Origin of the sequence: Saccharothrix sp. NRRL B-16314 (genome assembly GCF_000716595.1) — a bacterium.
Classification (GTDB): Bacteria; Actinomycetota; Actinomycetes; order Mycobacteriales; family Pseudonocardiaceae; genus Actinosynnema.
On the sequence record NZ_JNXC01000018.1, the window covers coordinates 109,287 to 134,571 of the forward strand.

Annotated in this window: 22 protein-coding genes; 12 read left to right on the top strand and 10 right to left on the bottom strand. The window is 70.8% G+C overall.

The window, feature by feature from the left end:
* The first annotated feature begins 7 nt into the window (after positions 1-7).
* Both OQ02_RS23835 and OQ02_RS23840 read left to right on the top strand, forming a co-directional pair.
* The gene (locus OQ02_RS23835; RefSeq protein ID WP_033440813.1) at positions 8-532 is read left to right on the top strand and encodes a DUF742 domain-containing protein; all 525 of its coding nucleotides are present in this window, start codon (positions 8-10) and stop codon (positions 530-532) included.
* A gap of 176 nt (positions 533-708) precedes the next feature.
* Positions 709-1,173, top strand: a complete 465-nt coding sequence (locus tag OQ02_RS23840) for a GbsR/MarR family transcriptional regulator (protein WP_033440768.1) — start codon at positions 709-711, stop codon at positions 1,171-1,173.
* On the opposite strand, the gene OQ02_RS23845 is transcribed toward OQ02_RS23840, so the two are convergent.
* The 3 genes from OQ02_RS23845 to OQ02_RS23855 all read right to left on the bottom strand — a co-directional run bounded on the left by OQ02_RS23845 (position 1,110) and on the right by OQ02_RS23855 (position 3,832).
* The gene (locus OQ02_RS23845; RefSeq protein WP_033440769.1) at positions 1,110-2,063 is read right to left on the bottom strand and encodes a COX15/CtaA family protein; all 954 of its coding nucleotides are present in this window, start codon (positions 2,061-2,063) and stop codon (positions 1,110-1,112) included. The two genes, OQ02_RS23840 and OQ02_RS23845, sit on opposite strands and share 64 nt — an antisense overlap.
* 45 nt (positions 2,064-2,108) lie before the next feature.
* Complete coding sequence (locus OQ02_RS23850) at positions 2,109-2,828, bottom strand: ABC transporter permease (protein WP_081915892.1); 720 nt, start codon at positions 2,826-2,828, stop codon at positions 2,109-2,111.
* Between the two features lie 68 nt (positions 2,829-2,896).
* Positions 2,897-3,832, bottom strand: coding sequence for an ABC transporter ATP-binding protein (locus OQ02_RS23855; RefSeq protein WP_033440771.1), 936 nt, complete (start codon positions 3,830-3,832; stop codon positions 2,897-2,899).
* A 137-nt stretch (positions 3,833-3,969) separates the two neighbouring features.
* On the opposite strand from OQ02_RS23855, the gene OQ02_RS23860 reads away from it, so the two are divergent.
* Together OQ02_RS23860 and OQ02_RS23865 are read left to right on the top strand one after the other, a co-directional pair.
* Positions 3,970-4,596 (top strand): DUF998 domain-containing protein, encoded by a 627-nt coding sequence (locus OQ02_RS23860; RefSeq protein ID WP_033440772.1) that lies wholly within the window; start codon positions 3,970-3,972, stop codon positions 4,594-4,596.
* Positions 4,593-6,617, top strand: coding sequence for a glycosyltransferase (locus OQ02_RS23865; protein WP_033440773.1), 2,025 nt, complete (start codon positions 4,593-4,595; stop codon positions 6,615-6,617). The genes OQ02_RS23860 and OQ02_RS23865 overlap by 4 nt, the downstream gene beginning before the upstream one ends.
* Positions 6,618-6,821: 204 nt before the next feature.
* On the opposite strand, the gene OQ02_RS23870 is transcribed toward OQ02_RS23865, so the two are convergent.
* The gene (locus OQ02_RS23870; RefSeq protein WP_231500187.1) at positions 6,822-10,484 is read right to left on the bottom strand and encodes a patatin-like protein; all 3,663 of its coding nucleotides are present in this window, start codon (positions 10,482-10,484) and stop codon (positions 6,822-6,824) included.
* A 286-nt stretch (positions 10,485-10,770) separates the two neighbouring features.
* Complete coding sequence (mptB, locus tag OQ02_RS23875) at positions 10,771-12,339, bottom strand: polyprenol phosphomannose-dependent alpha 1,6 mannosyltransferase MptB (RefSeq protein WP_051772717.1); 1,569 nt, start codon at positions 12,337-12,339, stop codon at positions 10,771-10,773.
* 110 nt (positions 12,340-12,449) lie between these two features.
* Between mptB and OQ02_RS23880 the strand changes: the two genes are divergently transcribed.
* The 8 genes from OQ02_RS23880 (at position 12,450) to OQ02_RS23915 (ending at position 19,166) form a co-directional block, all read left to right on the top strand.
* Positions 12,450-13,151 carry a helix-turn-helix transcriptional regulator gene (locus OQ02_RS23880; RefSeq protein ID WP_033440774.1) on the top strand — a complete coding sequence of 234 codons (702 nt, stop codon included), beginning with the start codon at positions 12,450-12,452 and terminating at the stop codon, positions 13,149-13,151.
* On the top strand, positions 13,148-14,593 hold the full coding sequence (gene sufB / locus OQ02_RS23885; RefSeq protein WP_033440775.1) for a Fe-S cluster assembly protein SufB: 1,446 nt from the start codon (positions 13,148-13,150) through the stop codon (positions 14,591-14,593). The genes OQ02_RS23880 and sufB overlap by 4 nt, the downstream gene beginning before the upstream one ends.
* A gap of 1 nt (position 14,594) precedes the next feature.
* The gene (gene sufD / locus OQ02_RS23890) at positions 14,595-15,785 is read left to right on the top strand and encodes a Fe-S cluster assembly protein SufD (RefSeq protein ID WP_033440776.1); all 1,191 of its coding nucleotides are present in this window, start codon (positions 14,595-14,597) and stop codon (positions 15,783-15,785) included.
* Entirely contained in the window at positions 15,782-16,105 is a 324-nt protein-coding gene (locus tag OQ02_RS23895; protein ID WP_033440777.1) for a Rieske 2Fe-2S domain-containing protein, read from the top strand. Before sufD ends, OQ02_RS23895 begins: the two co-directional genes overlap by 4 nt.
* Before the next feature lie 67 nt (positions 16,106-16,172).
* Complete coding sequence (sufC, locus tag OQ02_RS23900) at positions 16,173-16,946, top strand: Fe-S cluster assembly ATPase SufC (protein WP_033440778.1); 774 nt, start codon at positions 16,173-16,175, stop codon at positions 16,944-16,946.
* Positions 16,947-17,004: 58 nt separating this feature from the next.
* Positions 17,005-18,309: a cysteine desulfurase gene (locus tag OQ02_RS23905; RefSeq protein ID WP_033440779.1), complete on the top strand. Its 1,305-nt coding sequence runs from the start codon at positions 17,005-17,007 to the stop codon at positions 18,307-18,309.
* Positions 18,310-18,327: 18 nt separating this feature from the next.
* Entirely contained in the window at positions 18,328-18,771 is a 444-nt protein-coding gene (gene sufU, locus OQ02_RS23910) for a Fe-S cluster assembly sulfur transfer protein SufU (RefSeq protein ID WP_033440780.1), read from the top strand.
* Entirely contained in the window at positions 18,768-19,166 is a 399-nt protein-coding gene (locus OQ02_RS23915) for a metal-sulfur cluster assembly factor (RefSeq protein ID WP_033440781.1), read from the top strand. The genes sufU and OQ02_RS23915 overlap by 4 nt, the downstream gene beginning before the upstream one ends.
* 348 nt (positions 19,167-19,514) lie before the next feature.
* Here OQ02_RS23915 and OQ02_RS23920 read toward each other — a convergent pair whose 3' ends face one another.
* From OQ02_RS23920 to OQ02_RS23940, 5 genes are all read right to left on the bottom strand, one after another.
* Entirely contained in the window at positions 19,515-19,931 is a 417-nt protein-coding gene (locus OQ02_RS23920; protein ID WP_033440782.1) for a CBS domain-containing protein, read from the bottom strand.
* A 93-nt stretch (positions 19,932-20,024) separates the two neighbouring features.
* Entirely contained in the window at positions 20,025-21,164 is a 1,140-nt protein-coding gene (locus OQ02_RS23925) for a carboxylate-amine ligase (RefSeq protein ID WP_231500188.1), read from the bottom strand.
* A 55-nt stretch (positions 21,165-21,219) separates the two neighbouring features.
* Positions 21,220-22,923 (bottom strand): GGDEF domain-containing protein, encoded by a 1,704-nt coding sequence (locus tag OQ02_RS23930; RefSeq protein WP_051772725.1) that lies wholly within the window; start codon positions 22,921-22,923, stop codon positions 21,220-21,222.
* Between the two features lie 41 nt (positions 22,924-22,964).
* On the bottom strand, positions 22,965-24,038 hold the full coding sequence (locus OQ02_RS23935; RefSeq protein WP_033440783.1) for a lycopene cyclase family protein: 1,074 nt from the start codon (positions 24,036-24,038) through the stop codon (positions 22,965-22,967).
* Positions 24,039-25,004: an MASE1 domain-containing protein gene (locus OQ02_RS23940; protein ID WP_033440818.1), complete on the bottom strand. Its 966-nt coding sequence runs from the start codon at positions 25,002-25,004 to the stop codon at positions 24,039-24,041.
* Between the last annotated feature and the right edge of the window lie 281 nt (positions 25,005-25,285).

Sequence of the window (25,285 nt, forward strand, 5' to 3'; positions counted from 1 at the left end):
GGTGGTCATGGACCGGAACGACGAGCCCGCGTCGGACGAGACGTTCGCGGCTCTGCTCAACGGGTTCAGCCTCGACTCCGCCCGGCGTCGCAAGCCGCCGCCGAAGCCGAAGCCGACCGAGCAACCCGCTACCAGCGACACCAAGCCGCACCGACCGGTGTTCGACGACGAGGACGACTTCGAGTACCCGCGGGAGGAGGCGGCCTCGATCGTCCGCGCCTACTCGTGGACCGGTGGCCGCACCACGTCGTCGTACCAGTTGGAGATCGAGACGCTGGTCTCGGCGGTGGACTGGGAGTACCCGGGAGGGATGAAGGCCGAGTACAACGAGGTGATCGCGCTGGTCGCCCGGCCGCGGTCGGTGGCCGAGATCGCCGCGCTGCTGCGCCTCCCGCTCGGCGTGGCCAAGGTGCTCCTGGGCGACATGGCCGAGCGCGGCCTGATCGAGGTCCACCGCACCGCCACCACCGACGGCGAACTGCCGGACCTGGGCCTCATGGAGCGCGTCCTGGCAGGCCTCCGCCGCCTCTAACCCGAGAGTCCTACGTTCAGAACGCGCGAGTCGTACCTTCGGAACCCCCGTGTCCTACGTTCAGGACCCCCGAATTCAACGCTCGGGACGGCGTGGCCTTTGCGCGATGATCAGCATCCGACCTACTATGGCTTCAGTGTCGACCGAAGTGTCGACCGGAGAGCCCAGGGGGTCGGATGAGCGTCGGACGGGAAACGCGGCTGTCGGCGTGGATCGAGCGGTTCGCGGCGCACTTCGCCGAAGAAGGCATCCCGCTGATCGGTGGCCGCATCCTCGGCTACCTGCTGGTATGCCAGCCGACGGAACGCACCGCGGCCGAGCTGTCGCAGGAACTCGAAGCCAGCAGCGGCTCGATCAGCACGAACCTGAAGTTCCTGGTCAACGCCGGCCTGGTGACGAAACGCACCCGGCGCGGACGGCAGGCGGCGCAGTACCGGATCGACGAGAAGCGGTGGGTCGACCTGATCCAGCGCAAGCTGGACGCGCTGGTGAGCGTGCGGGAGCTGACCGAGTCCGGGATGCGGCTGATGAGCGGTGACCCCGAACGCGCCATGCGGCTGCGGACGGTGGACGACCTCTACACCTGGCTGGCGACCGAACTGCCGGCCGTCTGGGAGCGCAGGCCCTCGTCCTCGCGGTGAGTCCGGTCACGGGTCGAAACCCACAACGCCGCCGTAGCGACGACCACCGCGCCGGCACCCAGCACGTGCAGTGAGACCAGCACCTCCGGCACCCCGGTCCAGTACTGCACCATGCCCAACGAACCCTGCGCGAGCACCGTGGCGACGAGCGCGTAGTACGGCCGCCGGGGCACCGGGTGGCTCCGCAACGCGAACCCCAGCGCGATGAGCATGCCGAGGAACAGGAACAGCAGGTCGGCGTGCACCTGGGACAGCGTGTCAACCGGGAGGTCGAGGCGCGGGGTGGCGGCGTCACCGGCGTGCGGCCCGGCGGCCGTGACGAAAGTGCCCGCCAGCAGGAGCAGCCCGAGCGTGGCGGCCTGCACGGCCTGGAGCGCGACCAGCGCCTTCGGCACGAGCGGCCGGGCGGGTTCGTCGCCCTCGCCGAGCGCCGCGACCAGCAGCACCGCGAACCAGACCAGCCCCATCGACACCAGGAAGTGCACGCTGACCGTCCACCACAGCAGGCCGGTCAGCACGGTGATGCCGCCGATCACGGCCTGGAGCACGACCCCGCCGAACTGCACCAACGCCAGCGTGAGCACCCGCTTGCGCCGCGGCCGGTGGAACCACGCGGCCAGCACGCACAGGCCGGCGATGACGCCGACCACGCCGGTCAGGGTGCGGTTGCCGAACTCGACCCACTGGTGCAGCGACGCGACCTCGGGGTGTTCGACCGGCACGAGGCTGCCTTCGAAGCACTGCGGCCAGGTGGGGCAGCCGAGGCCCGACCCGGTCACCCGCACGATCGACCCGGTGACCGCGATGCCGCCTTGGGCGATCACCACGGCGATGGCGAACGTGCGCTGGAACGTGCTCAGGAAGGTGGTGAGCCAGGATGGGGCGGACACGGACCGATGGTAGGTACCGCCGGCTGAGACCGGCCCGCCGGGGTGTCAGCCGAGCTTCGTCGTCCTCGTGGCGAGCGCGCCGGCCGCCACGCCCCAGGCCACCAGCACGGTGACGTGGCCGAGGCCCGGTGCGGCGCCGTCGACCACCGCGTCGTGCAGCGCCTGCGCCAGCGCGGCCGACGGCAGGGCGTCCACGACCGTCGCCAGCCACGTCGGCAGGCTGTCCACGCCGAGCGACAGGCCGCCGACGAGCAGCAGCCCGAACCACACGATGTTCGCCAGTGCGAGCACGATCTCCGCCCGCAGCGCACCGCCGAGCAGCACGCCCAGCGCCCCGAACGACAACGTGCCGAGGACGATCAGCACGACCGCCCACAGCACGCCGGTCGCGGACGGTAGTCGCCAGCCCATCAGCAGGGCGACGACGGCGATGATCGTGACCTGCACGGCGACCACCGAGAGGGCGGCGGCGACCCGTCCGGCGACGAGGAGCCAGCGCGGCAACGCGGTCGCGGCGAGCCGTTTCAGCACGCCGTAACGCCGGTCGAAGCCCAGCGCAATCGCTTGCCCGGTGAACGCGGACGAGATGACGGCGAGCGCGAGGATGCGCGCGGTGGCCGAGCCGACGCGCGGTTCGGGCACCGGGATGACGTCCAGGAGGCCCATCGCCAGCAGCAGCGCCACCGGGATGAGCACGGTCAGCAGGATCTGCTCGCCGTTGCGGAGCGTGAGCACGGTCTCGGTGCGGGCCTGCGCGAGCAGCATCCGGCCGAGCCTGCCCCGGCCGGGGGCGGGCGTGAACGTGCCCGGTGCGAAGGTGCCGGGTGAGTCGGTCACGAGCGCAGCTCCCTGCCGGTCAGCTCGAGGAACACGTCCTCCAGGCTGCGCCTCGCCACCGTCAGCTCCTCGGCCAGCACGCCCTGCTGGGCGCACCACGAGGTGACGGTGGAGAGGACCTGCGGGTCGATGTGACCCTGGACGAGGTAGTTGCCGCGGCCGGCTTCGCGGACTTCCAGGCCTTCCGGCAGGGCGTCGCGCAGCAGCGTCAGTTCCAGGCCGGGGCGGGCGCGGAAGCGGAGTTGCCGGTCGTCGGCGTGGTGTTCGGTGAGCTCGGCGGGGCTGCCCTGGGCGACGACCCGGCCGGCGTCCACGATGACGACGTGGTCAGCGAGGGCTTCGGCCTCGTCCATCAGGTGCGTGGTGAGGAGCACGGTGACGCCGTCCGAGCGCAGCGCCGACACCAGTTCCCACACCAGGCGGCGTGCCTGCGGGTCCATGCCGGCGGTGGGTTCGTCGAGGAACACCAGCTCGGGTCGTCCGACGAGGGCGCAGGCCAGCGACAGGCGTTGCTGCTGCCCGCCGGAGAGCCGCTTGTACGGGGTGCGCACCGACGACGACAGACCGAGCACGTCGATCAGCCACGCGGGGTCGAGGGGGTTGGCGGCGCAGGCGGCGACGAGCCGCAGCATCTCGTCCGCCCGCACGCCGGGGTAGCCGCCGCCGCCCTGCGGCATGACGCCGATCCGGGGGCGCAGCTTGTCGCCGTCGCGCTTGGGGTCGAGTCCGAGGACGCGGACCTCGCCGCCGTCGGCGGTCCGGAATCCCTCGCAGACTTCGACGGTGGTCGTCTTCCCGGCGCCGTTCGGGCCGAGGAGCGCGAGGACCGTGCCGGTTTCCAGGGTGAGGTCGAGCCCGTTCACCGCGACGGTGGAGCCGTAGCGCTTGACCAGCCCCGACACTTCGACGGCAGGGTGCTGGTGCGGGCTCACGACGGGGAAGCCTAGGGCGTGGCCGACCCCACCTCCATGGTGGGGTCAGCCCTACCAGGGTTCTCGGGGTGGCTTCAGGGTCGGCTCGGGGGTGTTCCGGATATCTTCGGACGCCATTCCGCACCAGGATTTTCCTCGTGGTGGAGATCCGGGGGAAAAGTCGGACGGCGGTGTTGCCGCTGGCTGTTGTGGGCCTTGTCCTGTCGCTGTTCCCGATTGTTTACCTGCACGTGGCGTCGGTCGGCGAACTTAGTCCGATCAGCCACACGATCAGCGACTACATCTTCGTCGACAACGGCAGCGGGCTGCTGGCCGTCACCGCGCTGTCCCTGGCCGCCGCCTCGGTCGGTCTGCTCGTCGTCCTCGTCCGGTCCGGTCTGCCCAGGCGGGGGCCGGTCGCGGTGCTGATGGGGCTGTGGGCGGCGGGGCTGGCCGTGGCCACCGTGTTCCCCACCGACCCGACCGGCACGCCGACGTCGTTCTCCGGCGCGGTGCACCGGTACGCGGGGGCGGTGATGTTCGCGAGCCTGCCTTTGGCGGGGTGGCTGATTTCCCGGACGTTCATCACGAGTACCACGGTGCGCCGGTTCTCGGTCGCCGCCGGGATCACTTCACTGGCATTCATGGTGAGTCACGCGGCGGTGGTCTACCCGGGCAACGGCGCGGTCGTGCTGGGGCTTTTCGAGCGGATTCTGTTCGCTCTCCTGTACTGCCTGCTGTTCGCGCTCGCCTCCGCGGTCCTCCGCCGTGGGGTGGCGTCATGACGTGGTTCGCCGTCCTTCTCGCGGTCCTCGGCGCCGTGTTCTTCGCGTTCGCCGCACGCTTGCAGCACGAGGCCGTGCGGGCGAGCGACGGCGCGTTGAAGGTCCGGGAGCTGCTGGGCCGGCCGCGGTGGCTGCTGGGCCTGGTGCTGCTCGTCGTCGGCGCCGGTGTGCACGCGGCGGCGTTGGGGATGGCGCCGTTGAGCGTGGTCCAGCCCGTCGGGGTGGTCGCGATCGGCATCACCGCCGTGCTGGACGGGCGGCGGCGTGAGCTGCCGGCGGTCGCGTGGACCACGTTCGGCGTCGGGGCGTTCGTGCTGCTGGCCGCCGGTAGCGCCACGTCAACGGCGGTCGTGCCGGAAGCCGAGTTGAAGGCCGCCCTGGTGGCGCTCGGGCTGATCGCCGTGCCCGGCCTGGTCGGTGTGTTGTCTACCCGGCCGGCGGTGCGCGCCCTCGGCTTCGGCGCGGCGGGCGGCGTCGCCTACGGCTTCGTCTCCGTGCTCATGCGGTCGGTGTCCCAGGACGTCCAGCAGGGCGGCCTGGCGTGGACGACCGCGTTCTCGGCGGCGGGCATCGTCGCCGCACTCCTCGTCGGCGGCTGGTTCATCCAGCACGCCTACGCCAGCGGACCGCCGCACGTCGCGGTCGCGTGCCTCACCGTGGTGGACCCGCTCGTCGCCGTCGGCATCGGCGCGGGGCTGCTCGGCGAGGCGACCCGTACCAGCTTGCTCGTGGGTGCCGCCGAACTCGTCTGCGCCGCGGTCGCCGTCGGCGGTGTCGTCGCGCTGGCCCGCACCCGAAACCTTCCCGCAGTTCCCACCAGATCGGAGACGACAGTGACCAACGGACGCGCCATGCGGATCGTCATCGCCGCGGAGACGTTCCCCCCGGACGTCAACGGCGCGGCCCGGTTCGCCCACAGCCTCGCCACCGGGCTCGCGGGTCGCGGCCACGACGTGCACGTGATCTGCGTGTCGCCGGACGGCCCGGCCCGGACGGAGCCCGTCGACGGCATCACCGTGCACCGGCTGCGCTCGCACCGCACGCCGTTCCACCGCTCGTTCCGCATCGGGCTGCCGTGGGAGGTGCGCAAGGACGTCGGTGCGCTGCTTGATCAGCTGCGACCGGACCTGGTGCACGTGCAGGCGCACTTCGTGGTCGGGCGGTACGTGCTGCGGCAGGCGGCGTCGCTGGGGATCCCGACGGTGGCGACCAACCACTTCATGCCGGAGAACCTGTTCGGCCACGCGCACGTGCCGGCGTGGCTGCAGGGCATGGCGTCGCGGTGGGCGTGGCGTGACCTGGGGCGGGTGTTCGGGCTGGCCGACGTCGTGACCGCGCCCACTCCGCGTGCCGTGCAGCTGTTGCACGACAACGGTTTCCCGTCGCGGGCCGTGCCGGTGTCGTGCGGCATCGACATCGACCGGTACCGGTCGCGGACGCCCGTGCGGCACACCGACGCGCCGACCGTGCTGTTCGTGGGGCGGTTGGACGAGGAGAAGCGGGTGGACGAGCTGCTGCGGGCGTTGGCGCTGGTGCCGCGGCTGCACGCGGAGATCGTCGGCGACGGCTCGTGCCGGGGGGAGTGGGAGCTGCTGGCGCGTGACCTGGGCATCGCCGACCGCGTCCGGTTCCGCGGCTTCGTGAGCGAGTCCGAGTTGCTGGACGCCTACGCCGGCGCCGACGTGTTCTGCATGCCGGGCATCGCCGAGCTCCAGAGCCTGGCCACGATGGAGGCCATGGCCGCGGGCAAGCCGGTGGTCGTCGCCGACGCGATGGCGTTGCCGCACCTGTGCAAGCCGGGCCGCAACGGCTGGCTGTTCACGCCCGGTGACGTGCGGGGCCTGGCCGACCGCCTGCACGCCGTCACCGCGGACCCGTCGGTCACCGCCCGCATGGGTGCCGCGAGCAGCGACCTGATCGCCTCCCACGCCATCGACACCACCCTCGAGACCTTCGAGTCCCTCTACGCCCGTGCCCTGGGCCTCCCCACCCTCGCCCAGACCCCAGCCCTCGCCGCCTAACCCTCCGCGTGAGTCCTACGTTCAAGCCCCGTGAGTCCTACGTTCGGAACCCGTGAGTCCTACGTTCGGAACCCCTGAGTTCAACGCTCGCGACATGGCGGCCGTTCTGAGCGTTGAACTCGGGGGTCCTGAACGTAGGACACGCGGGTTCCGAAGGTACGACTCACGCGTTCTGAACGTAGGACTCACGCGGACGGGGTGCGGTCAGTCGGCGTCCTGGCCGGTGGCGGAACGGCGGGCGACGCGCTGGGCGACCCGGAGGCCGGTGGGGCTCAGCCGTGGCCGCCCCGTGTCGTCCAGCACGGTGAGGAACTTGAACAGCATCCCGTGACCCTCCAGCCGCTTCAGCAGCGCCTGAGCCACGTCACCCGGGTTGAAGTCCACAATGGACATCTGCTCGACGAGGGACCGGGCGATGGTCCGCCGGGCCTGCAACGGCACCCACCACGTCGTCACCAACAGCAGCACCAAGCCGAACGACAGCGCCGTCGCCAGCACCGCCTCCCACCCGGTGAACCGCAGCGAGAACACCTGCACCACGGCCGCGATCACCAGCAGCACCGACCCGTACACCGCGGCCCACCCGGCGGTCGCGGACGCGGGCGGCTCGGCGGCCTCCGTGTCCCACACCCCGTCCACCTGGCGCCACCGCCGCAGCGAACTGCCCAGCACGTACGAAGCGCCCGCGCCGAACACGATCGCGACCACCGTGCCACCGACCACCAACGCCGGGTCCAGGTCGTACAGCCGGTACCGCACCACCGCCCACACACCGGCCACGATCGCCGCCGCCACCAGCACCCGCACCAGCAGCCGCGGCCTGAACCGGATCTTGCCGAGCACCGCGAGCGGCGTGCCCACCGGCGCGGGCAGGCTGCCGATGATCAGCAGCCCCACCACGACCAGCAGCACGCCACCGACCGCCACCATCCCCGTCACGGCCTGGTCACCGGTCTCACCCGCCGCCAACGCGTCCCGCGTCCGGTCGATCGCCACCGTCACCAGCGGGATCACGGGTGACAGCAGCACCAGCCCGTGCAGCAACGTCCCGGACCGCAGCGCGGCGTAGCCGAACGCGGCCAGCAGCGTGCCACCGCCGAACGCCGCCGACGGACCGACCGCCCACGGCGGCAGCAGGTCGAACAACGCCAGCACCAGCAGCGCGCCGCCCAACGCGAACCCCAGCAGCCCCAGGAACTGCGCCAACCGCCCGCCCCTGGTCAACCCGGTGATCGTCCAGTACGGCAGCAGCGCCGCACCGCGCAACGTCCTGGTCAGCGGTTTCGCCGTGCCCAACCCGGAGTTGTCGCTGTCGGCCACGGTGATCGCCACCGCCGCGGCCGTCGCCGCCGTCCGGATCACCTGGTCGCTGCTCGCCTCCTGCACCAGCGGTTCACGCCCGATGCCCGCCCGGTCGAACGCGCTCAGCGCCCGAAGGCCCACCTCGACCCGTTCAGCGTCCGTCCGCACGGGCAGCCGGGTCAGCAGCGCGGCCTGCTCCTCCAGGAACAGCTCCCCGCGCGACCGCCGGTCCGCGCCCTCGTGCCGGTCGGCCAGGATCGCGGCACGCAGCGCGGGCAGCTCCTCGCAGATGATCCGGACGTGCAGCGCCCACGCCGCCAACTCCGCCAACGCCGCGCACGTCGGCGGGTGGTCGCCGTCCGGCGCCGAGAACACGGCGGCCAGTTCGGCCTTCGCCCGCGTCACGCACGGCTCCAGCTCGGCCGGCACCCCGTCGCCGAACAGCTTCAGCACCAGCTCGTCGACCTTGGCCGACGCGCGCTCCACCGGGTCGCCACCCGCGCCGGTCATCCGGTCCACCCTCAGCAGCCGCTTAGGGTCGAACACCACCTTGCACAGCATGGTGGCGCCGTCGAGCCGACCCCAGATCCAGTCGTTCACCCGCCAGGACCGCTTCAGGAACCCGGAGAACCGGCTCAACGACGCCCCGCCCGCCTTGTCCTCCGCGGTGACGCTGTACTCGGCGAACGCGTTGCGCGTCTGGAGGCTGATCTGCACCAGCTCCACCGCCTGGTCCACGCCGCCGCGCGAGTCGTCGGCGAGGCACGTGGTCGCGACCTCCAGCGCCAGCACCCGGGACAGCCACAGGTCGCCCGCCACCAGCCCGACCTCGGCCTCCTCGTCGGTGCGCGGCTCGGTCAGCAGCCGGTGCCACGGCCGCAGCGACCCGGCCCGCAGCTGGTCGTCGTCCAGCTGGTCGAGGATGTCGTGCGCGTCGCCGAGGACGCCCGCGATCCGCTCCACCTGCTGCCGCACCTGCTGCCCGACACCGTCGGGTTCGTCCAGCATCTTCTGCGCGAACCGGTGGACCCGGCGCTCCCAGTACGCCTGGTCCAGCTCCTCGTGCTCGTTGGTGGTCCAGTGCTCGTCCAGCTCGGTCCGGGCCGCACGCAGCTTCGCCCGCACGTCGAACAGGTTCGTCCGGGCCAACGCGAGCCGCTGGGCGTCCGGCATCACCCACACCAGGCGTTTGAGCAGGTCCATCGCGGCGGACGCGAGCCGGTCGGCCATCGTGACGCCCCACGGCCAGCCGTGCTCGGGCAACGCGGCCGGCTGCGGCTTCGTCGGCACGTACGGGACCTTGCTGTGCTCCGCGCGGTACTCCCGCTGGGCCGCTTCGGCCGCCGCTCGCACCCGTTCGAACGACCAGCCGGCGGCGTTCGCGCCCGGCACCTCGAACTGGCGGGTGGTGACGTCACGGGCGGCGTGCCGGATGCGCACGTCCTCGTAGTGGTCGTGCAGGGTCGAGGCCAGCGCGTACAGCTTCTGGGTGACCGAACCGCCCGACGCCAGCCGTTCGAGCAGGGCGCTCCGCCCGCCGCGCCGGGACGCGGCGTTGCGGTTGTGCTCCTCGATGCGCTCGACGTACGTGCGACCGCTCTGGCTGGTCAGCGCGCCGAGCAGCTTGGTGCCGGTGGCGATGGTGCTGGGCAGCGCTCCGTCCACCGGGGCCGCCGGTTCCACGACCGACTCGGGGGCGTGCGGGAACACCAGCAGCATCACCCGCCGCACCGGGCCCTCGGCGGGCATGCGGTCGATGGCGTCCAGTGCCTCTTTGGTGGGCGTGTTGACCAGGACCCCGCCGTCGACCGCGTAGCGGGACCGGTTGTCGGTGCCGTTGGCCCAGGACGCGACGTCGGCCATGTTCGGCTTGTCGCCGTCGGGCGCGCCGGGGGCGACCGGGATGAACGAGGGTTCGAACGCGAACGGGAACGAGGCGGAGGACCGTGCGGCCAGGGCCATCCGGTCGACCAGCGTCGGCAGCTTGTCCGCGCTGAAGTCGTCCCGGCCGCCCGGATCGCGGCGGAACGAGAAACTGCCCTGGTGGGACGCCTGCACGAGGGTCTGGCCGAGGTCGTCGTGGGTGACCGTCGGGACGCCCGCGAGCAGGGTGGTGGTGATCCGGAGGTCCACCGGCCGGTCGTCCTGCGGGGTGGGGTCGAAGTCCGCGGTCAGCCGCTCCAGGGCCTCCCGGAGCCGGGGGAGGAAGAACTCGTCGCCTTGGAGCAGCGACACCGGCTGCCCGCGGAACGGCGTCCGCAGCAGTTGTTCCATCCGACCCTGCTCGGCCCACAGGTCCCGCAGCCGTTCCAGCCGGGCGTTGCCGTTGACCTGGGACAACGCCAGCGCGGCGCCGTTGATGCCGCCTGCCGACGTGCCCGTGATGACGTCCGCGCGCGCCGTGCCGCCGACCATGTCCAACAGCTCGGCGTACGGCCCGTCCGCCCTGGTCAGGCGATCGAGCTCGAGCACGACCCCGCCCATCCACACGGCGAGGCTCACACCCCCGTTGAGCACCACCGCGAACCGGATCTGCTCCTGCGGCACATCGTGCACATCGACCATCGCGCACTCCCTCCCCGTACCGATGTCTCGCCCGCCCACCCCACCCAGTTACACCCCACCCCCGTGAGTCCTACGTTCAGAACGCGTGAGTCCTACGTTCGGAACACCCGAGTCCTACGTTCAGAGCCCCCGAGTTCAACGCTCGGAACAGCCCGACCGTCAGCGCGCGTCCTGAGCGTTGAACTCACGGGTCGTGAACGTAGGACTCACGCGTTCCGAACGTAGGACTCACGCGTCGTGAACGTAGGACTCACGGGGTGGGGGCGCAGGGGCCGAAGGGGTGAGGTCAGACGGAGCCGGGGAGCGGGTCGCGTCTGATCAGGGGCATCACCTGTTTGCGGGCCACGAAGAGGCACACGGCGAACGCGATCAGGGCGCCCGCCACCGCCTGCGGCACGATGTACGCACGGCCGTCGAACGCCGAGCCGGTCGGCGGCAGGATCACCGCGATCACCGCGCTCGTCACCATCGCGAACAGCCGGAACCGGCGCGCCAGCACTGCCGTGGCCAGCGGCAACGCGGCCCACAGCACGTACCACGGCTGGAGCACCGGCCCCAGCACCAGCACCGCGCCCAGCCCCGCGCCCAGCCCGTTGACCGCCTTGATCCGACCCCGGAACGCCTTCCACAGCAGCGTCGCCACGAGCACCACCGACACCGCCTGCGTCACGATCCGCATCAGCGAGATCATCGACTCGGTGTGGTTGCCGAGCCCGAGCACGAGCCCCAGCCCGCCGCCCATGAACCCCATCGCGGTGGGCGGCGACATCCAGCTCTTCACCGTGCCGGCGACGTTCAGCGTCTCGACCCAGCCGAACCCGAGCCCGGTGCCCAGGCACGTCCCGACCATCACCACACCGGAGATGACCAGCAACAACAGCGCCGCCCGGACCAGGTCGGAGAACCGCCCGCCCCACCGCCGCGCGATCATCACGCCGAGAAACCCGAGCGCCAGCGCGGCCGGGATCTTCACCGCCGCGCCCAACGTGATCATGGTCGCGCCGAGGACGATCCACAGCAGCTCTTCGCGCGTCATCGGCGTGCCCGGGACCGTCGGCATCCTGCGCAACGCCAACTCCAGCCCCACCAGCATCAGGCCGATCGCCAGCCCCTCGTTGTGCACGCCCACGACCAGGTGGAACAGCACCAGCGGGTTCGCCGGACCGAGCCACAGCGCGCTCACCGGCGGCACGCCGAAGCGCCGGGCGAGCCGGGGGACCGCCCACACGATCATCGCCAGTCCGAGCAGCACGAGCAGCCGGTGCAGGAAGACGCCCGGCAGCACGCTGTCCCCGGTCAGCATCGAGATGACCCGCCCGGCGGCCAGGAACAGCGGCCCGTACGGCGCGGGCGTCTCACGCCATATGTTCGGCACGTTCTTCGTCAACGTGTGCTCGACGCCCAGCGCCGTGGCCGGACCAAGCTCGTACGGGTCCTGCCCGTTCGCCGCGATCTGCGACTGGGCCAGGTAGCTGTACACGTCCCGGCTGAACATGGGCAGCACGAACACCAGCGGCGTGATCCACATCAGCAGCGTGCGGTCGAGCTGGCTGCGCGACATCAGCCGGGGACGGCCCGGCCGGGCGAACCGGCCCAGCCACAGCCACGCCGACACGATCAGGAAGATGCCCGTCCACGCGGCGCCCATGGCCGCGCTCGGCATCCGGGGGAACAGGCCCAGCAGCGGCGTGCCGGGCAAAGGGCTGAACACAGGTGCCGCGCCCGACCCGAGCGAGCCGACTGCCAGCAGCAACGCGCCCACGGTGCCCCAACGGCGGATGACGTCGAGCTGCCGCCGTTCGGGGGCGTCGAGAGGGGCCGCCTCAGCGATCTCTTCCCGGTTCGCCATCGCCATTCCGCCCGCCGTCACGTCCGAAGGGTAGCGACCGGCTCCGGCGCGTGAGTCGGGTCACCCGACCCGGGCCGATCTTTGCGGCGGCCGATGAAATACGCAACACTGGTGTTGTGAAAAACGTCGGGAGCGATCCGACCGTGGTGCCGTCCGGGCACGACGGGCGGACCCGGCACGCCGTCGCACGCCTGCTGCTGGAGCAGGGCCCGGTCACCGCAGCCTCGGTCGCGGAGCAGCTGGGCCTGAGCCCCACGGCGGTGCGCAGGCACATCGACGCGCTGGTGGCCGACGGTGAGGCGACCAGCAGGGAGGCGCCCCGCCAGGGGCAGCGCGGCCGGGGACGGCCGGCCAAGTTCTTCCTGCTGACCGAGCAGGGGCGGGCCCGGTTCGGGCACGCCTACGACGACCTCGCCGTGGCCGCGCTGCGGTTCCTCGCCGAACAGGGCGGGGAGGACGCGGTGCGGACCTTCGCCGAACGACGGGTGTCCGCGCTCGTCGACCAGCACCGGGCGGCCATCGTGGCCCAGCCGGACGCCGCCGAGCGGGCCAAGGCCCTCGCGGTGGCGTTGACCAGGGAGGGCTACGCTGCCTCGGCACGCCACGTGGGGGCGGGCGAGCAGCTCTGCCAGCACCTGTGCCCCGTGGCGCACGTAGCGGCGGAGTTCCCGCAGCTGTGCGAGACCGAGACGGCGGCGTTCGCCGACCTGCTCGGCACGCACGTCCAGCGCCTGGCCACCATCGCCCGCGGCGATGCCGTGTGCACGACTCACATCCCGAACACACCCCGGATCCCAGATGGAGGGGAGCCCGCATGACTGCCGCTGCCGAGCAGCGCACCACCACAGCCCCGCTCACCCAGGAAGAGACCCTGGCGAGCATCGGCAACTACGAGTTCGGCTGGTCCGACTCGGACGTGGCAGGCGCGAGCGCTCGCCGGGGCCTGAACGAGGACGTCGTTCGGGACATCTCGGCGAAGAAGAACGAGCCCGAGTGGATGCTGGACTTCCGGTTGAAGGCGCTGCGCCTGTTCGACCGCAAGCCGATGCCCACCTGGGGCTCCGACCTGTCGGGCATCGACTTCGACAACATCAAGTACTTCGTCCGGTCGACCGAGAAGCAGGCGGCGACCTGGGACGACCTGCCCGACGAGATCAAGAACACGTACGACCGCCTCGGCATCCCGGAGGCGGAGAAGCAGCGCCTGGTCTCCGGTGTCGCGGCCCAGTACGAGTCCGAGGTCGTCTACCACAAGATCCGCGAGGACCTTGAGGAGCAGGGCGTCATCTTCCTGGACACGGACACCGCTCTGAAGGAGCACCCGGAGCTGTTCAAGGAGTACTTCGGCTCCGTCATCCCCTCGGGTGACAACAAGTTCTCCGCGCTGAACTCCGCGGTGTGGTCGGGCGGCTCGTTCATCTACGTGCCCAAGGGCGTCCACGTCGACATCCCGCTCCAGGCCTACTTCCGGATCAACACCGAGAACATGGGCCAGTTCGAGCGCACGCTGATCATCGTCGACGAGGACGCGTACGTGCACTACGTCGAGGGCTGCACCGCGCCGATCTACTCGTCGGACTCGCTGCACTCCGCCGTCGTGGAGATCATCGTGAAGAAGGGTGGTCGCTGCCGCTACACGACCATCCAGAACTGGTCGAACAACGTCTACAACCTGGTCACCAAGCGCGCCAAGGCCGAAGCGGGCGCGACCATGGAGTGGGTCGACGGCAACATCGGCTCCAAGGTGACCATGAAGTACCCGGCCGTGTTCCTGATGGGCGAGCACGCCAAGGGCGAGGTCCTCTCGATCGCGTTCGCGGGCGAGGGCCAGCACCAGGACGCGGGCGCGAAGATGGTCCACATGGCGCCGTACACGTCGTCGACGATCGTGTCGAAGTCGGTCGCGCGCGGCGGTGGCCGCACCTCGTACCGGGGCCTCGTGCAGGTCAACAAGCGGGCGCACCACTCGAAGTCCACGGTCAAGTGCGACGCGCTGCTGGTGGACAACATCAGCCGCTCGGACACCTACCCGTACGTCGACGTCCGCGAGGACGACGTCTCGATGGGCCACGAGGCCACGGTCTCGAAGGTCTCCGAGGACCAGCTGTTCTACCTGATGTCCCGCGGTCTCAACGAGGACGAGGCCATGGCCATGATCGTGCGCGGGTTCGTCGAGCCCATCGCGCGCGAGCTGCCCATGGAGTACGCGCTGGAGTTGAACCGCCTGATCGAGCTTCAGATGGAAGGGGCCGTCGGCTGACATGGCCGTCACCACCGAACAGCAGCAGCACGGCCTGACGGCCCACTCGCACGGTGGCGCCGAGAAAGTCGGCACCGCCCCCGTGTCGTCGCGCGCGGACCACTTCACGTCCTTCGACGTGAACGCGTTCGAGGTGCCCGGCGGTCGCGAGGAGATCTGGCGCTTCACCCCCATGAAGCGCCTGGCGAACCTGCACGACGGCGCCGAGGCGACCGGCACGGCGACCGTCGAGGTCAAGGCGTCCGAGGGCGTCTCGGTCGAGACCGTCGGCCGGGACGACCAGCGCCTCGGCGTCGCGGGCACCCCCGGCGACCGGGTGGCCGCCCAGGCGTGGACCTCGTTCACCGAGGCCACCGTCATCACCCTCCCCGGTGACGCCAAGGTCGAGCCGACCGTCGTCACGGTCACCGGCGCGGGCGTCGGCGAAGTCGCCTACGGACACCTCCAGGTGCACGCCCGGCAGTTCGCCGAGGCCGTCGTGGTCATCGACCACCGCGGTTCCGGCGTCTACGCCGACAACATCGAGTTCGTCGTCGAGGACGGCGCGCACCTCACCGTCGTGGCGATCCAGGACTGGGCCGACGACGCGGTGCACGTGTCGTCGCACCACGCCAAGCTGGGCCGCGACGCGACGTTCCGGCACACCGTCATCACGCTCGGCGGCAGCGTCGTCCGCCTCACCCCGGTGGTCACCTACGGCGGGCGCGGCGGCGACGCCGAACTCCTCGGCCTGTACTTCGCCGACGAGGGCCAGCACCTGGAGCACCGCACCTTCGTCGACCACTCGGCGTCCAACTGCCGCAGCAACGTGGTCTACAAGGGCGCCCTGCAGGGCGAGGGCGCGCACACGGTGTGGATCGGCGACGTGCTGATCCGCGCCGCGGCCGAGGGCACCGAGACGTTCGAGCTCAACCGCAACCTGGTCCTCACCGACGGCGCGCGCGCCGACTCGGTGCCGAACCTGGAGATCGAGACCGGCGAGATCGAGGGCGCGGGCCACGCCAGCGCCACCGGCCGGTTCGACGACGAGCAGCTGTTCTACCTCCAGGCCCGGGGCATCCCCGAGGACCAGGCGCGCCGGCTGGTCGTGCGCGGGTTCTTCCACGAGATCCTGCTCAAGATCACCGTGCCCGAGGTGCGCGAGCGACTGGAAGCCGCCATCGAGGCGGAGCTGGAAGCGGTGGGCGTGTGATCAAGGTGTGCTCCTTGACCGATCTCGACGACCGCAAGCCCTCGGGTTTCGACGTCGGCGACGAGCACACCCCGATCGTGCTCGTCCGCGACGGCGACACCGTGCACGCGCTGCGCGATGTCTGCTCGCACGCCGAGGTCGCGTTCAGCGACGGCGGCGACGTCGGCCGTGACGGTGTCGTGTGCTGGCTGCACGGGTCGTGCTTCGACCTGCGCACCGGCCGCCCGTCCACGCCTCCCGCCACGGAGGCGGTCGACGTGTTCGCCGTCGAACTCCGCGCCGGCGACGTCTACGTCGACGTCACCGCGGCTGTGAACTGACATTGGCCACGAACTGACGTGGCCACGAACTGACTTCCGCTCGTCACACCAGGAGAACGAACCGCCAATGGCCACTCTGGAGATCAAGGACCTGCACGTCTCGGTCAACACCGACGAGGGCTCCAAGGAGATCCTCAAGGGCGTCGACCTGACCATCAACGCAGGCGAGACCCACGCGATCATGGGGCCCAACGGCTCGGGCAAGTCCACCTTGTCCTACGCCATCGCCGGGCACCCCAAGTACGAGATCACCTCCGGCAGCGTGCTGCTGGACGGCGAGAGCGTGCTGGAGATGACCGTGGACGAGCGCGCTCGCGCGGGTCTCTTCCTCGCCATGCAGTACCCCGTCGAGGTGCCCGGCGTCTCGATGTCGAACTTCCTCCGCACCGCCGCCACCGCCGTGCGCGGCGAGGCGCCCAAGCTGCGGCACTGGGTCAAGGAGGTCAAGGAGGCGATGTCCGACCTGGACATCGACCCGGCCTTCGCCGAGCGCTCCGTCAACGAGGGCTTCTCCGGCGGCGAGAAGAAGCGCCACGAGATCCTCCAGTTGGGGCTGCTCCAGCCGAAGATCGCGATCCTGGACGAGACCGACTCGGGCCTGGACGTCGACGCGCTGCGCGTCGTGTCCGAGGGCGTGAACCGGTACAAGCAGTCCGGTGAGGTCGGCGTCATGCTGATCACGCACTACACCCGGATCCTCAAGTACATCTCGCCCGACTTCGTGCACGTGTTCGCGAACGGCCGCATCGCCGAGTCCGGCGGCCCGGAGCTCGCCGACAAGCTCGAGGCCGAGGGTTACGTGAAGTACATCGGCAAGGCGGAAGCAGCCAGCGTCGGCTGACGTTGCACTGCACGTCGGCAAGTCGTCGTTGACCGGTTTCGAGAGGAGGCGTCGGACAGTGACCACCACCGCTACGCCACTGGACGTCGTAGGCGTCCGTGCGGATTTCGCGATCCTGGGCCGCACGGTGCGGGAGGACAAGCGGCTGGTCTACTTGGACTCCGGCGCCACCTCGCAACGCCCGAGGCAGGTCCTCGACGCCGAGCGCGCTTTCGTGGAGACGGCCAACGCCGCAGTGCACCGCGGCGCGCACCAGCTGGCTGAGGAGGCCACGGACGCCTACGAGGGCGCACGGCAGAAGATCGCCGACTTCGTGGGCGTCGACTCGGGTGGGATCTCCGGCCCCGCCGCGGGGAGCGAGATCGTGTTCACCAAGAACGCGACCGAAGGCGTCAACCTCGTCGCGTACGCGATGGGCAACGCCGCCACCGCCGGCCCCGAAGCCGAGCGGTTCCGCCTCGGTCCCGGTGACGAGATCGTCGTCACCGAGATGGAGCACCACGCGAACCTGGTGCCGTGGCAGCAGCTGGCCGAGCGCACCGGGGCCACGCTGCGCTGGTTCGGCGTCACCGACGAGGGCAGGCTCGACCTGTCGAACCTGGACGAACTGGTCAACGCGAGGACGAAGGTCGTCGCGTTCGCCCACCAGTCCAACGTGCTCGGCACCGTCAACCCGGTCCGCGAGCTGGCGGACGCGGCCCGGCGGGTCGGCGCGCTGACCGTGCTGGACGCCTGCCAGTCCGTGCCGCACGGCCCGGTCGACTTCAAGGCGCTCGGCGTGGACTTCGCCGTGTTCAGCGGCCACAAGATGCTCGGCCCGTCCGGCATCGGCGTCCTCTACGGCCGCCGTGAGCTGCTGGAGGCGCTGCCGCCGTTCCTCACCGGTGGCTCGATGATCGAGATGGTCCGGATGGCGAAGTCGACCTTCGCCCCGCCGCCCGCGCGGTTCGAGGCGGGCGTGCCCATGACGTCGCAGGCCGTGGCACTGGGTGCGGCGGTCGACTACCTCACGGCCGTCGGCATGGACCGGATCGCCGCGCACGAGCACACGCTCACCGAAGGGGCGCTGCGGGGTCTCGGCGAGATCCCCGGCGTCCGGATCGTCGGACCGCTGGACGTGGTGGACCGCGGCGGCGCGGTGTCGTTCGACGTCGAAGGAATCCACGCGCACGACGTCGGCCAGGTGCTCGACAGCCTGGGCGTCGCGGTGCGCGTCGGCCACCACTGCGCGTGGCCACTGCACCAGCGGATGAACGTGGCCGCGACCGTGCGCGCCAGCTTCTACCTGTACAACACACTGGACGAGGTGGACGCATTGGTCGACGCCGTCCGCGAGGCGCAGAGGTTCTTCGGCGTCCGATGACTTTTGGGTGGGCGTGAGATGCAGTTGCAGCAGATGTACCAGGAGATCATCCTGGACCACTACAAGAACCCGCACGGGCGCGGTCTGCGCGACCCGTTCGACGCCGAGTCGCACCAGATCAACCCGACGTGCGGCGACGAGGTGACGTTGCGCGTGAGCCTGGACGGCGACACCGTGCGCGACGTGTCGTACGACGGGCAGGGCTGTTCCATCAGCCAGGCGTCCACCTCGGTGCTGACGGACCTCGTGGTGGGCAAGCCGGTCGGCGAGGCGTTCAAGAAGATGGACGCGTTCGTGGAGCTCATGCAGGGCCGCGGCCAGGTCGAGCCCGATGAGGACGTCCTGGAGGACGGCATCGCGTTCGCGGGTGTGGCGAAGTACCCGGCGCGCGTGAAGTGCGCGCTGCTGGGCTGGATGGCTTTCAAGGACGCGGTGGCACGCAGCGAGGGAGCAAAGGCATGACCGCCGAAGAGGACGTGGTGCGCGGTGTCAAGGGCATGCCCGAACCGCCCGCGCCCAAGGCAGACGTAGCGGCGTTGGACGACGTCGAGGAGGCCATGCGCGACGTGGTCGACCCCGAGCTCGGCATCAACGTGGTCGACCTGGGCCTGGTGTACGACATCCGGGTCGACGAGGACAACGTCGCGGTCATCGACATGACCCTGACGTCCGCGGCCTGCCCGCTGACCGACGTCATCGAGGACCAGACGCGGTCGGCGCTGGTCGGTGGTGGCGGCGGTGCGACCGGGATCGTCAGCGACTTCCGCATCAACTGGGTCTGGATGCCCCCGTGGGGCCCCGAGAAGATCACCGACGACGGCCGCGACCAACTCCGCGCCCTCGGCTTCACCGTCTGACACCGATCGTCTGACAACAGACCGTCCGTCACCCACCGTCGGACGCTCTGCACCCCGCCGGACGCACTCACACCGGCACGCACGAAGACCGGCACGCAGTCACACCGGCACGCAGTAGCACCGGCACGTAGCCAGCCGCCGGACACACCGCCGGACTGCTCGACCGGACTGCTCCACTCGTAACGCTTCGCAGGGGTCCCCGCCAAGGGGACCCCTGCTGTGATTTTACCGATGGGGTCTGACAATTCCGGCCCCCGAGCCCGGCCCTCAGGCCCGGCTCAACCGCGGCTCAACCGCGGTTCAACCCTGACTCAACCCTGACTCAAAGCCCGCTCGGAGCGAGCCCGCTCAAGCGCCGGCGTACACGCGCTCCACGAACTCGGCGATCTGCCCCTCGTCCAAGTGCCGCGCGATGTCCGCCTCCGACACCATCCCGACCAGCCGGTGGTTCTCCAGCACCGGCAGCCGGCGGATCTGGTTCTCCTCCATGGTCCGCAGCACCAGCGACATGTCGTCGTCCGCGTTCACCCAGTGGAGGTGCCCGGACATCTCCTTGGCCTGCATCGACTTCGGATCCCGACCCTCGGCCACACATCGCAGCACGATGTCGCGGTCGGTGATGATGCCGTGCAGCTTGTCGTCCGTGCCGCAGATAGGCAACGAGCCGACGCCCAAGTCCCGCATCATCCTTGCCGCGTCGAGCAGGCTCTGGTCCTCTTTGACGCACTGGACACCGGCGTTCATGATTTCCCGTGCGGTGGTCATGCCGAACCTCCTTGTTCGCCTCTGACCAGGATGCGCCCGCAAGCCGCCTTCTACACCTCGACGCGGCAGGCACTCCCGGCGCGAACATGCCCGCTACGTCTGGGCGACCAGCATCTCCACCACGTCCAGCAACGACTCGCGCCGCCGGTACGCCCGCCGCTGCCGCGCCGCCCCCGTCCCGTCCATCAACACCCGGTCGAGACCGTCCAGCACCAGGTCCTCGTCCCCGACCGACCGCAGCGCCGGACGCGTCCAGTCCACAAGGGAGCGCACCATGTCCACCGCGGGCACCAACCGGCCGGTGTGCGGCTCGATCCCGGCCCCGTCCAACCCGTCCCGCGCCGCCCGCCACATCGCGGTCCGCAGCACCAGGTCCGGCACGCGCTGGGCAGGCCGACCATCCAACGCCGTGCGCGCGATCGCCCGCACCAGAGCCGCGAGCACCACGGCCTCGTCCACCGTCGCCGCCACGTCGCACACCCGCAGTTCCACCGTCGGGTGACGGGCCGACAGCCGCACGTCCCAGTAGACCATCGCCGGGTCCAACGCCGCCCCGGCCGTCCTCAGCACCTGCGTGTGCCGGTGGTAGTCCTCCGCCGACTCGAACCACGGCGGCGCGCCGGCCGACGGCCACGGGCTCCACGCCAGGTAGCGCGAACTCGCGTACCCGGTGTCCCGACCCTCCGCGAACGGCGAGTTCGCGCTGATCGCCAGCAGCACCGGCAGCCACTGCCGCAGGTGGTTGCTGATCAGCACGCCGGTTTCCTGGTCCGGGATGCCGATGTGCACGTGGCACCCGCAGATGGTCAACCCGTCGACCAGCATCCCGTACTCGGCGGCGATGGTCCGGTACCGATCGCTGTCGGCCAGCGGCGGCGGTCTCACCCCGCTGAACACCGGCGTCCCCGTGGCCACGATCCGCGCACCGTGCGACCCCGCCAACGCCGACAGCGCACCCCGTGCCGCCATCAGCTGCGCCCGGACCTCGGCCATGCTCCGGCACACCGGGGTGGCGCTCTCCACCTGGTAGAGGGTCATCTCCTGCTGGAGGTCCAACGCGGTACGTACACCGCCGAGCACCATGGGGGCCAACGGGAGGAGCTTTCCGCTGTCCGCGTCGACGAGCAGGAACTCCTCCTCGACCCCCACGGACAGGGGTAGGTCGGAGACGACTCTCGGAAGCGGTAGGGCGGTGACCTCGCTCACCAGGACCTCCCTGCGCTGGGTGGTCATCCTGATGCTAGGAGTAACCGATCGGGTAGCGCATGCGTCGAAGCGGTGAACTTCCCTAACTTACCGCCAGGTGCGGCCCGCCGCGCAGCACGTCGACGTGGTCGCTGCCCGGCCGGCCCAGCACCCAACTAGTGCCGCGCAACGACTTCGCGTGCTCCTTCAACGGCGCCAGCAGCCGGGACACCTCCCGGTACGACCCCACCGTCCCCGCCGCGCAGATCAACGTCGCCAGCGACAGCGTCACCCCGCGGCCGTCGGCCTCGAACGGCGAGTCCAGCACCCCGGCGGCGAACGGCACGACCTCCTCCAGGCCCGCGACCACCAGGAAGTCGTCCCCGCCCACGTGCCCGACCTGCACACCCGGGTACGCCGCCGCGCCCTCCGTCAACGCACGCCCTATGGCCCGGATCAGGTCGTCGCCCGCCGCGAACCCCGCCGTGTCGTTCACCCGCTTGAACGCGTCCACGTCCAGCCAGCCCACCGCGAACAGCTCGCCGCCCATGATCCGCCGGTCCACCTCGCGCGCGATCGAGTCACTGCCCGGCAGCCTGGTCAGCGGGCTCAACGCCGCCGCCTGCTCCACCTTCATCTCGGCCACGCCGCGCACCACGTCCGCGACCCGCACCACGCCGAGGCACCGGTCGTCGTCGTCCACGACCACCAGGTCGTCGTTGGTGCGCTCGCGGTCCGCGTGCGCCACCACGTCCAGCAGGTCCAACGCGCTCGACTCGGCGCCGATCAGCTTCGGGGTGTCCGCCAGCCTCGCCGCCTCGCGCTTGGCGTGGAGGGCGTGCCCGAACGGCCCGGTCACCCCCAGCAGGAACCGGTTGCGGTCGACCGTCCACCGGGGCCGGCCGGAGTCGTCCACCAGCACCACGCCGGTCACGGTCGGCTGGTTCGCCAGCACCTCCCTGACGTCCTCGGACGTCGCCGACTCGGGCAGCGTGGTCGCCGGGTGCAGGAAATCGGTGACCTTCGGCCCCGACCTGCGCCGCAACGGCCCGGTCATCGTGCTGGTGACCGCCTCCGGGTCGCTGACCTCGCTCAACACGGCCGAGATCGTCGCGTCCACCTTCGGCCGGCGCTGCGCGGTCGCCAGCAGGTTGCCCTGCGCCAACCGCACGCCGAGCCGACGCAGCGCGCCCAGCTCCGCCTCCGTCTCCACGCCCTCCGCCACGACCAGCGACCCGATGTGCTCGCACACGTGCTGCAACGCCTGGACCAGCGCGTACCGGGCCGGATCGGACGGCAGGGCCACCACCACCTCGCGGTCCAGCTTGACCAGGTCCGGCCCCACCTCGGTCAGCAGCGACAACGGCGTGTCGCCCTCGCCGACCCCGTCCAGACCGATCTTGAACCCGTCCCGCCGCAGCCGGTCGATGCCCTTGACCAGCAGCCGGCGCGGTGCGCGCGAGTACGGCGTGCCGACCTCCAGGACCAGGTCGGCGGGGGTGCGGCCGGTCTCGCGCAGCGCGCCGTACAGGGGAGCCATGAAGTCCGGCTTGTCCGCGATCGTCATAGCGAGGAGGTTCACGTGAAGGGGCAGACCCAGGCCGTGGTCGGCCGCCTGACGGACCGCGCGGCACGCGAGGGCCACGTCGGTGTTGGCCAGGTACCCCGCGCGGAACGCCATCCGCAGCAGGTCCTGCACGTTGCCGTCGTGCGGCCGGGCCAGCGCCTCGACGGCCACGACCCCTCCGGTGTGGAGGTTGAACAACGGCTGGAAGGCGAAGCGAACGTCATCCAGCAAGGCGGGCACGGCCACGATCGTGCCCGCTCCACCTCATTTTGCCGAGAGCGTTAACCAGGTGTTCCCGAAGTTTTGGCCGATTGCACAGGAAATGCCAAGCCGGCACGCATACGCCAGTCCGCCGAACCGAACAGCCGGAGCATCGCGAGGACCGTCCCACGCAGGTCACCGTCCCCGTCGAGGTAGGCGCGTTGAAGATTGTCGGGCAAATGGAAAAAGTGGTTGAAGAATTCCGGAACGTCATCCGGTCGCATCGCCAGCAACGCCGCCAAACCCTTCAACCGCAACCCGCGCACCACCCGTTCGGCCGCCGACCGCGCCACCGGACGCCCGTCCGCGATCGCCGCCGCCGCCACCGGCGCCCGTCGCAACGCCGCCGCCACGCTGTACCCCGTCGCCGGGTGGATCGACCCGGCCGCCGCGCCGAACGCGCCGTTCCGCGCCCGCCCGTCCAGCGCGATGCGCACCCGCTCCTCGCCGTCCGGCACCGGGATGCCGTGCGCGGCCAGGCGCGCGTGCAACCGCCGCCGCAACTCGTCCAACGGCAGCCCCGGCCGACGGGCCAAAGACGTCTCCTCCAGCAGCACTTCGTCCGCCGACACGGGGATCGCGTAGAGGAACGTCGGGTCGGTCGTCGTCGCCGCAGGCGGCTTGCGCCAGTCCATGATCAGCGCCTCGTCCGCACCCACGAACGGCGCCGCGCGTTCCGCCGGGACCACCACACCGACCGCCGTCTGCGCGGCACGACCACCCGCCGCGCCGGTCGCGTCGACCACCAGACCGGTCAACACCCGCCCGCCGGCCAACGCCACCTCCCCGGCCGACCACCCGACGACCCGGCCCGCGACCACCCGCACGTCGTCGGGGAGCCGCCGCAACCGCTCGTTGTCCAGCACCGCGTACCCACGCGCGATGACGTGCTCGACCGTCGTCACCGCACGCGATCTCGACACCGACACCGCGATCGGCGCGTCGGCCGGCAACTGGTCCGCCCACGCCGCGTAGGTCGCCCGCCACGGCCGTTCCGGGTTCGGGTCGACCACCGTCGTCCCCAACCCCCGTGCCGCGCACGCGCGCGCCAACGCCCGACCCGCCGGGCCTCCACCAACCACGACGACGTCCACTTAGCGCTTCTCCGGAGGCGGGGGCAGCGCGTTGCCCAACAGCAGCGGCCGGTACTGCTGCACCACGTCCGCCAACTGCGCCACCGTCCGCTCGATCGCCTGCCGCGCCGCGTTGCGCTCCGCGATCACGGCCGACAGCAGCAGCGCCGTCAACACCGTCGTCGCGTTGAACGCCTGCAACGTCACCATGCGCACGAGGAGGTCCAACCCCGCGAACGGGCCGGAGCTCATGGCCGCACCCCGCGCCGCCAGGGTCGTCGCGATCAGCGCGCACGGGGCCGTGCCCAGGTGCTGGAAGCGCAGCGCCGCCCAGATGAGGAACGGGAACACCAGGTACATCAGCCGGAGGTCGTGCGTCGTCGCCACCGCCATGACCACCGTTGTGCTCACCAGCAGCGCCGCGGCCTCCAACCACCGGCGCACGGGGTGGTTCCGCAGGCGCAGGGTGCGGAACGCCAGCGCCATCGGCACCAGGACCAGGACGCCCAGGGCGTCACCGGTCCACCACACGGCCCACGTCGACCAGAAGCCGGCTTCGTCGATCACCCCGGTCAGCAGGAGCGTGCTGCTGCCGACGGTGGCGCTGACCGCCATGCCCGCGAACGCGCCCAGGGACACCAACGCGAGCGCGTCGCGCGTGCGGTCCACCTCCTGTCGGAAACCCGCCTGCCGGAGCAGCAGGTAGGCGACGACCGGTCCGAGCGTGTTGCCCCCGCTGATGACGATCGTGGAGCCGATGTCGGTCAGCGTGGCGTTGACCGCGAACGCGCCCAGCGCGACACCCGGCCACATCCTCAGCCCACCGAGCACCAGCGCGAGGACGGCGACACCGGTCGGCGGCCACAGCGGGGTCACCTGGTCGTTGACCAACGCCTGGAGGAGGCCGAGACGTGCGCCCAGGTAGTAACCGGCCGCCACCACGACGAGATGGAGCGCGTACCGGCCGAGCCGAGGGGAGAGCTGCACCGGCACAGCATCCACCGTTCCAGGGGGTCGCACCACGCCTAGCTGCGGAGACGCCGAAACCGACCCCCCGATTTCACTATCCAGGCGCACTCGTGTAGGTTTCTCCATGTCAGCACGGAACGGGCCGGAGAGAAACCGGAACGGAGTGCGGCGGAACATAGAAGCCCCGGATCGAATCACTGAATGTGACGAGTGACGGTGTGCGCGTGTTCTTTGAGAACTCAACAGCGTGCCGAATAGCCAGTAAATTTATGAACCTCGTCAAGAGGTTTCCTTTGAGA